The organism is Nannocystis pusilla, from assembly GCF_020073745.1.
In the GTDB taxonomy this organism is placed as follows: domain Bacteria; phylum Myxococcota_A; class Polyangia; order Nannocystales; family Nannocystaceae; genus Nannocystis; species Nannocystis radixulma.
The window spans coordinates 119193-131148 of record NZ_JAIRAU010000011.1; the positions used below are offsets into that span (position 1 = coordinate 119193).

An 11956-nucleotide genomic window follows, 5' to 3' on the forward strand; every position below is an offset into this window, starting at 1 on the left:
CGCCCGGACCCTGGCGTTTGTGCGCAGCAAAGGATTGACCATGACCCGACTCTCCGACCTCCGTGTGTCCGCGAACTTGAAGCTCGTCGCGCTGGCGTTGACCAGCATCAGCATGAGCGCCTGTGTCGAGGAGATGACCGAAGAGCAGATCGAGAACGACCCGGCCGCCTTCCTCGGGCCCGACGAGTGGTGGGACGAGGGCCCGCCGGCGGGCGAGGAGTCGCTCGACCTCGACGACGAGCTCGACGACCTCCGCGCCGAGCAGGTGATCTCGGCGGCGCCGGCGTTCCAGCTGCCGTTTCCGTGCGGACAGGTGTGGGCCGGCCAGACGCGCTCGAACCACAGCCCGGTCAACTCAATCGACTTCAACCGCGCCGACGACATCGGCGACACGGTGGTGGCGGCCGCCGGCGGCACGGTCACGCGCGTGGCCAACGAGGGCAACGTCAGCTACGGCCGCTGGGTCGAGATCGATCACGGCAGCGGCTACCGCACCCGCTACGCGCACCTGAACTCGCAGTCGGTGTCGGTCGGGCAGAAGGTCAGCCAGGGCCAGAAGATCGGCACGGTCGGCAGCACCGGCGGCTCGACGGGCCCGCACCTCCACTACGAGCAGCGCCTCAACGGCACCGCGGTCAAGCCGGTGTTCAACGGCAGCACCGCCCTCTTCTACGGCACCAAGAACTACACCAGCAAGAACAAGTGCGGCAGCGGCGGCAGCGGCGTCACCGGCACCGTCAACACCGCCGGCGCGCCGCTGACCGTGCGCTCGGGCCCGAGCACCGGCTCGACCGCGGTCGGCTCGGTCCAGGACGGCGCCAAGGTGACGATCACCTGTCAGAAGCACGGCACCTCGGTGAGCGGCACCTACGGCACCACGACGCTGTGGGACTTCATCGGCACCGGCTACGTCTCCGACGCGTACATCCTCACCGGCTCCGACGGCCAGGTCGCGCCGACCTGCAACTGAGCCCGCCCCGCGAGCCCACGTGCGCCCCGCAGGGGCGCGCGGCCGGTATACTCGCGGCATGCCGACGATCGACCACGAGGCCCGCCGGATCACCGCGAAGATCGTGTACTGGGGTCCGCCCGGCAGCGGCAAGTGGACCAACCTCGAGCACGTGCACCGCAAGACGAGCCCGCCCGACCGCCCACCCGCGGTCAAGGCGGGCTCGGTCGGTTTCCCGCTGACGCTCGCCGAGATCCGCGGCTACCAGGTCGTGCTCAGCCTGCTGCGCTGCCCGAGCGACGGCTCCTGGACCCGCCACGTGTTCGACGAGCTCGGCGGCGCCCCGGTCGACGGCGTCGTGTTCGTCGCCGACTCGAGCCCCCCGGCCCAGCTCACCAACATCGCCTGGCTGCACAAGCTGACCGGCGAGCTCGGCGCCCGCGGCTTCGACCTCGGCAAGCTGCCGGCCGCCTTCCAGTACAACAAGCGCGACGTCCCCGGCGCGCAGACCGTCGAGCAGCTGCGCCGCCAGCTGAACGCCTGGGGCCTGCCCGACGGCGAGGCCGTCGCCGCCCAGGGCGCCGGCGTGTTCGAGACCGTCAAGCTGGTCGCGCGCGGGATCCTGGCCAGCCTGCGCGGCTGAGCGAGATAGCATGTCCACAAGGACTTGTTCGTGGGAGCATGCTCCTTCGGGCATGTCCCCGAGTGCGCGTCACGGCACCAGCCCCTGCTCGAGGCAGTAGAGGCGCGCGGTCATGATGCACCCCAGCGTCCCGCAGCCGTCGGTCCAGCGCGCGTCCTTGAGCGAGCACTCGCCGACGCGGCCCTGGAGGATGGCGGAGATGCCCCAGCCGTTGCAATCGTCGGAGTAGTCGCCGTCGCCGTTCGTCTTCGAGGCGGTCCACACCTCGCAGGTCCCGCAGCCGGTCATCTGGGCCGCCGACTCGCCGTTCTCGTCGACGTCGATCTCGTTCTGCAGCGTCCCGTCGGTCAGGTCCAACCACGAGTCGGCGACCACGGCCCCGTCGAGCCGCTTGTACTGGCGCGTCGAATGCTGCAGCCGCGCCCCCGCCGACTGCGTGTCGGTGCTGACCCAGGCCTTGAAGCGCCCCTGGATCCCGGCGTCCGCGGCCCGCTGCTGGCAGACCTTGTCGGCGCCGTCGAGCCCGCCGAGGTCGCCGTCCATCTGCGTGCTCGTCACGAACACCTGCATCCACTGGCGCTGGCAGCTCATGCAGTTCTCGCCCACCTCGTCGCACTCCTCATTGATGTGGAGCAGCCCGTCGCCGCACTTCGGGGGCTTGCAGAGGCTCGTGCACGCGTCGGTCTCGATGTCGTTGCCGTCGTCGCACATCTCGCCGAAATCGACCATGCCGTCGCCGCACTCGGGCATCGGCCCCATCGTCGTCGTCGTCGTCGTCGACGACGTCGTCCCCGGCTCGGTGGTCTCGTCGCCCGTCGTCGTCGTCGTCGTCGTCGCCTCGTCGAGGCTCGTCGTCGCCGTCGGGTCGACCGGCGTCGTCGTCGACGTGCCCGTGCTCGTGCCCTCGCTCGTCGACGTCGGCTCCGGCGTGGTCGTCGAGGTCGACGTCGTCGGCCCGCTCGACGTCGCCGTCGACGTCGACGTCGAGGTCGACGTCGGGTCGGTCGCCCCGGCCGGTCCGCCCGAGGGCGAGAAGCAGGCCGCTGCCGGCAGGACGAGCAGGACCACGAACACGCGCGCACCGATCATCGGCGCCATCTTTCAGCAAGCCGACCCGCCCGTCAAAGTCCAGCCGCGAACCCTCGCGCCTCGCGGGTCAATTCGTACGAGTGTCCGACCTGCTCCGAGCGCCAGCTTGCACCTGCGCCGGCCGGCGCGCCCGCGAGCCCGGGGCGAACTCGACCCCTCGCCCGCGAACTCAGACGTCGTCGCTGAGCACACACACGTTGTCGGCGGCGATGAACATGCCGCAAAACGGGGACAGCCCCTCGCACTGCTCGTCGGTGCAGCAGCCCTGGATCACGATCACGTCGTTGAAGCACGGGAATTGGCCGTCACAGTCGGGCTCCTGCCCGCACGGGATCCCCTGGCACTTCATACATGTCTCCATGGTCAGATCCGCGGACACCGCGACGAGCTCGGCGCAGTCCAGCGAGCCGACGATGTCGTCGCACACCAGCGGTCCGCCGGTGGTGGGCGACGTCGTCGCGCCGGTGGTGCCCGTCGTCGGCGCGCCGGTCGTCGTCGTGTCGTCGCTCGTGGCGGTGGCGCCGGTCGTCGGCGTCGTCGCGCCGGAGGTGCCCGTCGTCGTGTCGCCGGTCGCGCCGCCGGTCGAGGTCGCCCCGGAGGTCGTCGGGTCGGTGCTCGTGACTGTGTCGGTCGAACTACCGGGGCCGGGGCCGCAGGCGCCCAGGAGGATGCATGAGAAGACGATCGTCGCGCGGATGTCCAAGGGGCCGCTCCTGGCGCCGATACTCCCACGCGCCGCGCGGCCGCACGGGCGCCCGCCCCGGAGATCGATCACACCTGCGCGCCGGCGCGCACCGCATCCGCCGATGCGGTAGCCTCTCGCGCCGCGCATGGACTGGACCCCCGAACAGACCGCGATCCTCGGCCACCCGCTCGACGCGCACGCGCTCGTGCACGCGGCCCCGGGCGCCGGCAAGACGACCACGCTGGTCGGCCGCGTCGCTCGCCTCGCCGAGCGCGTCGACGGCGAGCGCATGCGCGTCGTCATGTTCAACAAGGCCATCCAGGAGACCTTCAGCGCGCGGCTCGAGCGGGCCGGGATCTCGGGGGTCAAGGTCACCACCTTCGACGCCCTCGGCCTCGAGGTGCTGGGCCGCGCCGAGCGTCAAGGCATGCTCTCGCGCCCGCTCGAGGTCGCTGCCCACCGCACCCGGGAATGGGCGCAGCTGGTCCACCGCAAGTTCGCGCGCAAGATCGAGACCGCCGACGAGATCGCCGGCGCGGTCGGCTTCTGGAAGGCCCACCTCGTGACCCCGGCCCGCGCCGCCTGCGAGGACCTGCCCGAGCTCGCCGAGGCCTACCGCGAGCTCGAAGCGCTGCGGATCGCCGGCGGCACCCTGCGCGTCGACTTCCCCGACATGGTCTACACCGCGGTCGCCGTGCTGCGCCGCCGGCCGCGGCTGCTCGGCACCATCGATCACTTCCTCGTCGACGAGTTCCAGGACGTGAACCCCGCGCGCGTCGAGCTGCTGCGCCTGCTCATGCACGAGCGGTCCACGCTCATGGCCGTCGGCGACGCCGACCAGGCCATCTACGAGTTCTCGGGCGCGAGCCCGCGGTTCTTCCGCGAGTTCGCCGGCACGTTCTCCCACCGGCCGACCCGCACCTATCCGCTGTCGCACAGCTTCCGCTTCGGCCCGACGATCGCCGCGGCCGCGCGCTCGCTGATCGCCCACAACGAGGAGCGCTTCCCGATCGAGGTCGTCGGCCGCGGCGCGCATCCGGGGAAGATCGAGCGCACCGACGACGTCGCCGCGACGATCCAGCGCCTGCTCGCCGCCGGCCACCCCGCCGACGAGCTGGCCGTGCTGTACCGCGGGCGCGTACAGGGCACCAGCGTGCTCGCCGAGCTGGCCGCGCGCCGGATCGGCATGGAGACCGAGGACCTCGACTTCGTCCGCAAGGGTCGCGGCCCCGAGCTCGCGCTCCACTACCTGCGCTTCGCCACCAGCGACGCGCCGGTCGGCTTCGACGAGGCGTGGGCCGTCGTGTTCGCGCCCGATCGCTACATCCGCAAGGAGGCGTTCGCCGCCCAGATCCGCCGGCTCGGCGCGCGCGGCCTGCGGGCGGTCCTCGGCAACGCCAAGGTCGCGCGCGAGGTCGATCAGCCGCGCGGCGCGATCGAGACAATGGGCGAGCTCGCCGACCTGCTGACGCGCATGGGCCGGTCTCGCAGCGCCGGCGCGGCGCTCGACCTGCTCGTCCGCGAGGTCGACATCGAGGCCCAGCTGGCCGCGCGCAAGCGGACCGAGGCCGAGCTCGAGCAGGCCGTGGCCGGCTTCGAGGCGGTGCACGCATTGTTGAAGGCGCTCGCCGTCGGCCCGGCCGAGGCCGCGCAGGCGCTCGCCGGGCTCGATCCGCGCGCCGGCCAGCCGCCCGAGAATTGCGTGTGGGTCTCGACGATCCACAAGGCCAAGGGCAAGGAGTGGCGCACCGTGCTGCTGCCGCGCCTGCAGGACGGCCTGTGCCCCGGCGGCCGCCAGGAGCAGGTGCTCGGGACGGTCGATGCGCCCGCGGGCGACGATCCGAGCGACCGGCTCGAGCAGGAGCGGCGGATCTTCTACGTCGGCCTCACCCGCGCCGCCGAGACCGTCTACCTCGAGGCGCCGCCGCACGCGCCGAGCCCATTCCTCGCCGAGCTCGGCGAGGCCCTCGCCGCCCCGGCGGTGAAGAAGAGCAAGCCGATCGTGCGCAAGCCCGCGGCCGCCGAGAAGAAGCCGGCGCCGTGGAGCTCGGCCGAGGACGCCGCGCTGCAGGAGGCCCACGCGGCCGGCGAATCGCTGGCCGAGCTGGCCGACCGATTCGACCGCAGCGAGAGCGCCGTCGCGGCCCGGCTGGACGTCCTCGACGCCGTCCGCCGGCGCACCGAGGCCCGCCGGCGCCGCCTCGAAGAAGAGGAGTGAGCGGTGATTCGTCGCGCGTGAGCCCGGCGAGTCATGACAATGCGCGCTACTCACATATCTCTTCGGACATGTCCATGTCGACATGCTTCAAAAGACGTGCATGCATCGCCGAGCCGCCGCCCGTCCGGCGCCCTGCCCGCTCGATCGATCCGGCACTCTCCCATGAGGTGAAGCCGGACGTCGCCTTGCAGGGCTCGCGGCCGATGCTACAAACGAGGCTCTCGAAGGAGTCGACATGAAGATCGGTATCATCGGCGCAGGGCACATCGGTGGCGCTTTGGCGGGTCATCTGACGCAGCGCGGTCACCAGGTGAAGGTCGCGAACTCGCGCGGCCCTGAGAGCCTCGGCAAGCTCGCCGCGGAGACCGGCGCCACGCCGGTCGACGTGCGCGAGGCGGTCCAGGGCGTCGACGTCGTCGTCATCTCGATCCCCCAGCGGGCGATCGTCGATCTGCCCGCCGATCTGTTCGCCGGCGTGCCGCCGTCGGTCGTGGTGATCGACACCGGCAATTACTACCCCGAGCTGCGCGACGGCCGGATCGCCGAGCTCGACGCCGGCACCCTCGACAGCGAGTGGGTGGCGCAGAAGCTGGGCCGCCCGGTGGTCAAGGCCTTCAACAACATCATGGCCCGGAGCCTGCGCGAGCGGGGTGGGCCGGCCGGCACCCCGAGCCGGATCGCCCTGTCCGTCGCCGGCGACTCGCAGGAGGCCAAGGCCGTCGTGCTCCGCCTCATCGACGAGATCGGCTTCGACGGCGTCGACGCCGGCAGCCTGGCCGACTCGTGGCGCCAGCAGCCCGGGACCCCCGCCTACTGCAAGGACCTCGACCGCGAGGCGCTCACGCGGGCGCTCGCCGCGGCCGACCGCAGCCGGGTGAATGAGTACCGCGCCGAGCAAGATGCGGCGGCGAAGAAATTCTTCGCCGAGCAGGCGGCCGCGGCGAAGCAAGCCGCCGGCTGAGCGACGCGCGACGAGCGGCGCGTCCACTGCTGGCAGCAGATCGGACAGCTCTCGGCGCGGACGCGTCGCACGACCATGGTGCCAGCGGCAGAGGCGTCGCGCGCTCGCCGCGGCAGCTCCCACGCGCCTGCCTGCATCGCCCTCCCGCGCATCGGCGGGCGCTGCGACCGCGCACGCAGGTGTCCCGGTCCTCGCGTGATAGGTTGCCGCCGACATGCGCGCGCCGCTCCTCGCCCTCGTGCTGCTGCCGTTGCTCGGCGCAGCCGCGTGCGCCGGCCGCTACCCGAGCGCGCACGCTCGCGTGCGCGAGCTGAGCGCGACCGCCGGGGTTCCGGCGGCGCCGCGCGACTGCCTGGTCGCCAACCACGTGCACACGCTGGTCTCCGACCGCTACAGCCACGCCCCGACGGCCGCCAACGAGGCCCGCGCCTACGATCCGGCCGGCCTGCGCGCGGCGATCGCCGCGTTCGCCGGCGACGGCGTCGACGCGATCGTCGTCACCGATCACAACAGCACTTACGCCCGCTTCGACCCCGCGATCGCCGGCGCGCCGCTGACCGTGATCCCCGGCATGGAGTGGACGACGCGCCGCGGACACGCGCTGCAGATCGGCTTCGCCGCGACCAGCCCCGCCGACGCCGCCATGCCCCCGGCGTGGCGCGCCCGCGTCGTCGCCGACGATTTCCGCCGCATGGTCGTCGAGACGCACCGGCGCGGCGGCCTCGTGATCATCGCGCACCCGCGGGTCCCGTTCCGCACCTGGCCCGACGACACCTTCGGCGCCGACGGCGTCGAGGTGTGGGGTCTCGACAGTGTGGTGATTCGCAACCGCCAGGCCGTGCGCTGGTGGCACGATCGGCTGCGCCGCGGCGAACGGCTCGTCGCCGTCGCCGGCACCGACCTGCACCCGGGCGCCTGGCTGCGAGCTCATCGCCGTCCGCTCAATCGCGTGACCGCGGCGACCTGCGGCGAGGCCGACGTGCTCGCCGGCCTGCGCGCCGGGCACGTCCTGCTGGTCGACGATCGCGACGCGCCGCGGGTCGTGCTCGAGGCTGACGGCGGCGCCCGGCCCGGCGACACCGTCGAGCTCGCGGGTCGCGCGGAGGTCGAATTGCAGCTGCGCGTGCTCGCCGGCGCCGGGGCTCGCGTCCGCCTGCTCGGCCCGGCCGGCGAACTGTTCACGCGCACCCTCGCCGAGCCGGACGCGGCGGTGCGATTGCGGCTGCGCGTGCGTCCCGGCGAGTTCGTGCGCGCCGAGCTGCACCGCGGGCGCAGGCCGATCGCGCTGACCAACCCGGTGTACTTCCGCTGACCCGCGGGCATCGCCGCGCTGGGCCGGCATGTCCTCGAGGACATGTCCTTCAGGCCCGCAGGCGGAAGCGCTGGATCTTCCCCGTCGCGGTCTTCGGCAGCTCGGCGACGAACTCGATCCAGCGCGGGTACTTGTAGGGCGCCAGGCGGGCCTTGACGAACTGCTGCAGCGCCGCCACGAGCTCCGGCCCGGCCCGGCCGGGGTCACGGGCGACCACGAAGGCCTTCGGCTTTATTAAACCGTCGGCGTCGGCGTGGCCGACGACCGCGGCCTCGAGCACCTCGGGGTGGGCGGCGAGCGCCGACTCGACCTCGAACGGAGAGACCCAGATCCCGCCGACCTTGAGCATGTCGTCGGCGCGCCCGCAGTAGGTGTAATAGCCCTCGGCGTCGCGGGCGTAGCGGTCGCCGGTGCGCGTCCACGGGCCGTGGAACGTGTGCAGGCTGCGCTCGCGGTCGTTGAAGTAGCCGGCCGCCGCCGTCGGCCCGTTCACCCACAGCGCCCCCTCGACCGCGCCGGTGAGCGTTTGGCCGTCGTCGTCGACCAGCCGCAGCTCGTAGCCGGGCACCGGCAGGCCGGTGGTGCCGTAGCGGACGTCGCCTGGCCGATTGGACAGGAAGATGTGCAGCATCTCGGTCGAGCCGATCCCGTCGAGGATGTCGCTGCCGAAGCGGGCCCGCCAGCGCTCGCCCACGTGGCGCGGCAGCGCCTCGCCGGCCGAGGTGCTGACGCGCAGCGCCGGCAGTGCGACGTCGGCGTGGGCCGGGTCGGCCAGCATCGACGCGAACAGCGTCGGCACCCCGCCGAACACCGAGCACGCGTGCTGCTGCAGCGCCGCGAACACGGCCGCCGGCGTCGGCCGCTCGGCCAGCAGCACGGCCGTGGCCCCGAACGCCAGCGGGAACGTCAGCGCGTTGCCGAGGCCGTAGGCGAAGAACAGCTTGGCCGCCGACAGCACGACATCGTCCTCGCGCAGCCCGAGCACCGCGCCGGCGTACAGCGTCGCCGTGCGCACGAGGTGCGCGTGCAGGTGCACCGCCGCCTTCGGCTTGCCGGTCGAGCCCGACGAGTACAGCCAGAACGCCACGTCGTCGGGCCCGGTGGCCGCGGGCGCCAGCCTCGGCGCCGCCTCGGCGAGCAGCGCCGTGAGCCGCGGGTGCCCGTCGTCGGGGCCGCCGGCGGGGCTGTCGGCCACCACCGTCGCCACCAGCCACGGGCTGCGCTCCCGCGCCTGGCGCAGCTTCGGCAGCAGCGCGTCGCTCACCACCAGCACGCGCGCCCGGCTGTCGCGCAGCAGGTGCTCGTAGTCGGCCGCGGCCAGCAGCGTGTTGACCGGCACCGGCACGGCACCGATCTTCATCGCCCCGAGGAACACCGCCACGAAGTCGACCGTGTCGACCAGCGCCAGCAGCACCCGCTGCTCGATCTGCACCCCGAGCCCGCGCAGCAGGTCGCCCGCGCGATCGACCCGCTCGGCCAGCTCCGCGTAGGTCACCGGCCCGAACGCGTCGACGTAGGCGATCTTGGCGGCGCGCCCGCCGGCCAGGTTGCGCTCGATCAGGTCGGCGGCGGCGTTGTACTCGCGCGGGAAGATCGGGGGCGACCCGGCCATTCGCGCAGCGTATCAGGTCGCGGGCGTCCCGTCAGGAGCCTCGTCGCCGCGGCCGGGCCCGCGTCGACCGGCCGCGCTCGCCGACGCGGCCACCGACGCTCGTGCCCCGGAGACACGGCCGACGTGCGATTGGCCGGTTGCCGTGTTCGACGGAAATGCCCGGCGCCGAGCTGTCCGCTGGCGCCTCACTCCGTGTCGTCCTCACATGGCGGTGGCGGAGCGTCGCACCATACTGTCTTGAACTGCTCGCATTGTGAGCCCACCGGGCCGGGACACGTTTCCAGGTCGTGGACGCAGACGGCCCCGCGGACATAGGTGAATGGTGCCCCGACGGGTTCGCCCAATTGGATGTCCTGAACAAGGATCTCGTTGCAGCGCTCGCCCGGAGCGATGCGCCAGGCCTCGATACCGCCCTGCCCGGCGTTCGGGAAGCTGACCTCGATCGATTCGTCGGGTCCACGCTCCCATGCGTACTCTTGCGACTCGAGCGGATTGTTGTCGACCCCGACCCCGCCGAGAAGGAACGCCCCGTCGGCGAGGATCTCGATCTGACTCACGCCCCAATCGCCCTGGACGTATCCCACGGGCTGCTCCGAGAACGTCCCGAGCATCCACGTGCTCTCGGCGGGCGTGTCCGGCCCGCACGACGCGGCGATGGACACCGACAGGATGATGGACCGCGCGCACTTTTTCAGATGCATGAGACTACCTTCGTCGACGTCGTGGTGGCTCCGCGGCTGCCACGCAAGACGGCGTCAACCTGGTGAGATCCGCTCACCACCCTAGCGTTGGTGCCGGCAGCCATCAAGACGCCATCGACGCGCTGCCGGACTGAGCCGGCGTCTCCGTCCGGATCGCCAACAGCGCGCACGAAGTGCCGCACGACCCCGTCGCGGCCGTCGTATTGGTGACGACCGGCGGCTTGCCAAGCGCGATCGTCGTGCTGCGGCAATCACGGCAGCATCGATTGACGCCGCGCCGGGCTCAATGCGCATACTCGGGGCCAATGATGTCACCGCCCGCGCCCGTCGAGCCCGGCCGCGCAGCCGTTTGCCACCCCACGCCCGCGTGAACTCGCTCACAGGGCATCCCCGCGAATGGGCGCCCTGGGCCCGCCCGCGCGTGTGTGCGAGACTGCGGCGAATGACCTCGAGGGCCCCCTTCGCCACCTTCGACCGCGGCGCGTGGGCACGGCTGCGCGACCAGACCCCGCTCACGCTGAGCGAGGCCGACCTCGACGCGTTGCGCGGCATCAACGAGGCGCTGTCGCTGGCGGAGGTGCAGGAGATCTGGCTGCCGGTGACGCGCCTGCTCAACCTGCGCTTCGCGGCCCTGCGCGAGCTCCGGCGCGTCACCCAGACCTTCCTCGGCCAGGCCACCGACGGCCCGCCCTCGCCGTTCATCCTCGGGCTCGCGGGCAGCGTCGCCGTCGGCAAGAGCACCGCCGGGCGCGTGCTGCAGACGATCCTCTCGCGCTGGCCCGAGCACCCGCGGGTCGACCTCGTCACCACCGACGGCTTTCTCTACCCCAACGCCGAGCTGGCCGCGCGCGGGATCCTCCAGCGCAAGGGCTTCCCCGAGAGCTACGACCTGCGCCGGCTCATGCGCTTCGTCGCCGACGTCCGCGAGGGCGCCGAGGAGGTGGCCGCGCCGGTCTACTCGCACCTGATCTACGACATCGTCCCCGACGAGCGGCAGCGCGTGCGTCGGCCCGACATCCTCATCCTCGAGGGCCTCAACGTGCTCCAGCGCGGCCACCACGCCACCGGCCGCAAGGGCGTGTACATCTCCGACTACTTCGACTTCTCGATCTACATCGACGCCGACGAGTCGGCGATCCGCGAGTGGTTCTTCCAGCGGTTCCGCCGCCTGCGCGAGACCGCCTTCCGCGACCCGCACTCGTACTTCCACAAGTACGCCGGCATGCCCGAGGCCAGCGCGATGCAGCTGGCCCACACGGTGTGGGACACGATCAACGGCGTCAACCTGCGCCAGAACATCGCCCCCACCCGCGATCGCGCCGACCTCATCCTCGAGAAGGCCGCCGACCACACGGTCCAGCGCGTCCGCCTGCGCGTCGGCTGACCGGCCCCGACGGCCGTCACCGACCCGGAGCTACGGTTGGCCCGTGATCGACGTCGGCCGCACAGTCCATAGCGCGAGGCTGTCGAGCTGGATTTGCTGTTCAGGGGTCGAGGCCATGGTCAACGACCTGGTGGCCTTCTTCGGCTGGGAAGAGCTACCCGATCACGCCGCCGGTGAGCTCGGAGATGCTCTTGCCGGTCACGACGGAGACCAGGCTGAGGCCCCAGAGCACGACCAGCGCCAGCAGCAGCAGCGGCTTGTAGACGATGTATTCGCCGCGACGCTTGCGCATGATGGCGATCTGCAAGCCAAACCCCAGCAGCATCAACGTGGTGAACCCAAGCAACAAGTACGAGACATCGGCGGACATGGCTCGGTGAGTAGCACGTCGCAGCGTGCGCG

At 72.0% G+C, this 11956-nt stretch carries 12 protein-coding genes; 6 read left to right on the plus strand and 6 right to left on the minus strand.

What is annotated here, in order from left to right; translation table 11 throughout:
- The first annotated feature begins 40 nt into the window (after window positions 1–40).
- Complete coding sequence (locus K7C98_RS43515) at window positions 41–970, plus strand: peptidoglycan DD-metalloendopeptidase family protein (protein ID WP_276572657.1); 930 nt, start codon at window positions 41–43, stop codon at window positions 968–970.
- Between the two features lie 58 nt (window positions 971–1028).
- Window positions 1029–1592, plus strand: a complete 564-nt coding sequence (locus K7C98_RS12090) for a hypothetical protein (protein ID WP_224191768.1) — start codon at window positions 1029–1031, stop codon at window positions 1590–1592.
- 69 nt (window positions 1593–1661) lie between these two features.
- Here the strand turns inward: K7C98_RS12090 and K7C98_RS12095 are convergent, their stop codons facing one another.
- Both K7C98_RS12095 and K7C98_RS12100 read right to left on the minus strand, forming a co-directional pair.
- Window positions 1662–2681 (minus strand): DUF4215 domain-containing protein, encoded by a 1020-nt coding sequence (locus K7C98_RS12095; protein WP_224191769.1) that lies wholly within the window; start codon window positions 2679–2681, stop codon window positions 1662–1664.
- Window positions 2682–2850: 169 nt separating this feature from the next.
- Window positions 2851–3384 carry a hypothetical protein gene (locus K7C98_RS12100; protein WP_224191770.1) on the minus strand — a complete coding sequence of 178 codons (534 nt, stop codon included), beginning with the start codon at window positions 3382–3384 and terminating at the stop codon, window positions 2851–2853.
- Between the two features lie 127 nt (window positions 3385–3511).
- Here K7C98_RS12100 and K7C98_RS12105 point away from each other — a divergent pair, with 127 nt between their 5' ends.
- A complete protein-coding gene (locus tag K7C98_RS12105) occupies window positions 3512–5584 on the plus strand; it encodes an ATP-dependent helicase (RefSeq protein WP_224191771.1) in 2073 nt (690 codons plus the stop codon).
- A gap of 46 nt (window positions 5585–5630) precedes the next feature.
- On the opposite strand, the gene K7C98_RS12110 is transcribed toward K7C98_RS12105, so the two are convergent.
- Window positions 5631–5891, minus strand: coding sequence for a hypothetical protein (locus K7C98_RS12110; protein WP_224191892.1), 261 nt, complete (start codon window positions 5889–5891; stop codon window positions 5631–5633).
- Here K7C98_RS12110 and K7C98_RS12115 point away from each other — a divergent pair.
- Together K7C98_RS12115 and K7C98_RS12120 are read left to right on the plus strand one after the other, a co-directional pair.
- Window positions 5820–6545 (plus strand): NADPH-dependent F420 reductase, encoded by a 726-nt coding sequence (locus K7C98_RS12115; protein WP_224191772.1) that lies wholly within the window; start codon window positions 5820–5822, stop codon window positions 6543–6545. The two genes, K7C98_RS12110 and K7C98_RS12115, sit on opposite strands and share 72 nt — an antisense overlap.
- A gap of 214 nt (window positions 6546–6759) precedes the next feature.
- Window positions 6760–7857: a CehA/McbA family metallohydrolase gene (locus K7C98_RS12120; RefSeq protein ID WP_224191773.1), complete on the plus strand. Its 1098-nt coding sequence runs from the start codon at window positions 6760–6762 to the stop codon at window positions 7855–7857.
- 49 nt (window positions 7858–7906) lie between these two features.
- Here the strand turns inward: K7C98_RS12120 and K7C98_RS12125 are convergent, their stop codons facing one another.
- Window positions 7907–9469: a benzoate-CoA ligase family protein gene (locus tag K7C98_RS12125; protein WP_224191774.1), complete on the minus strand. Its 1563-nt coding sequence runs from the start codon at window positions 9467–9469 to the stop codon at window positions 7907–7909.
- A 185-nt stretch (window positions 9470–9654) separates the two neighbouring features.
- A complete protein-coding gene (locus K7C98_RS12130; protein ID WP_224191775.1) occupies window positions 9655–10170 on the minus strand; it encodes a hypothetical protein in 516 nt (171 codons plus the stop codon).
- A gap of 433 nt (window positions 10171–10603) precedes the next feature.
- Between K7C98_RS12130 and coaA the strand changes: the two genes are divergently transcribed.
- The gene (gene coaA, locus K7C98_RS12135; protein WP_431312831.1) at window positions 10604–11554 is read left to right on the plus strand and encodes a type I pantothenate kinase; all 951 of its coding nucleotides are present in this window, start codon (window positions 10604–10606) and stop codon (window positions 11552–11554) included.
- Between the two features lie 154 nt (window positions 11555–11708).
- Here coaA and K7C98_RS12140 read toward each other — a convergent pair whose 3' ends face one another.
- Window positions 11709–11924, minus strand: a complete 216-nt coding sequence (locus K7C98_RS12140) for a hypothetical protein (protein ID WP_224191777.1) — start codon at window positions 11922–11924, stop codon at window positions 11709–11711.
- Window positions 11925–11956: the final 32 nt, after the last annotated feature.

Bases quoted from the DNA above. Each gene is read 5' to 3' on its own strand.
- K7C98_RS12090 (WP_224191768.1), top strand. From the start codon at position 1,029: ATGCCGACGATCGACCACGAGGCCCGCCGGATCACCGCGAAGATCGTG.
- K7C98_RS12120 (WP_224191773.1), top strand. From the start codon at position 6,760: ATGCGCGCGCCGCTCCTCGCCCTCGTGCTGCTGCCGTTGCTCGGCGCA.
- K7C98_RS43515 (WP_276572657.1), top strand. From the start codon at position 41: ATGACCCGACTCTCCGACCTCCGTGTGTCCGCGAACTTGAAGCTCGTC.
- K7C98_RS12130 (WP_224191775.1), bottom strand. From the start codon at position 10,170: ATGCATCTGAAAAAGTGCGCGCGGTCCATCATCCTGTCGGTGTCCATC.
- K7C98_RS12095 (WP_224191769.1), bottom strand. From the start codon at position 2,681: ATGATCGGTGCGCGCGTGTTCGTGGTCCTGCTCGTCCTGCCGGCAGCG.
- K7C98_RS12105 (WP_224191771.1), top strand. From the start codon at position 3,512: ATGGACTGGACCCCCGAACAGACCGCGATCCTCGGCCACCCGCTCGAC.
- K7C98_RS12140 (WP_224191777.1), bottom strand. From the start codon at position 11,924: ATGTCCGCCGATGTCTCGTACTTGTTGCTTGGGTTCACCACGTTGATG.
- K7C98_RS12125 (WP_224191774.1), bottom strand. From the start codon at position 9,469: ATGGCCGGGTCGCCCCCGATCTTCCCGCGCGAGTACAACGCCGCCGCC.
- K7C98_RS12115 (WP_224191772.1), top strand. From the start codon at position 5,820: ATGAAGATCGGTATCATCGGCGCAGGGCACATCGGTGGCGCTTTGGCG.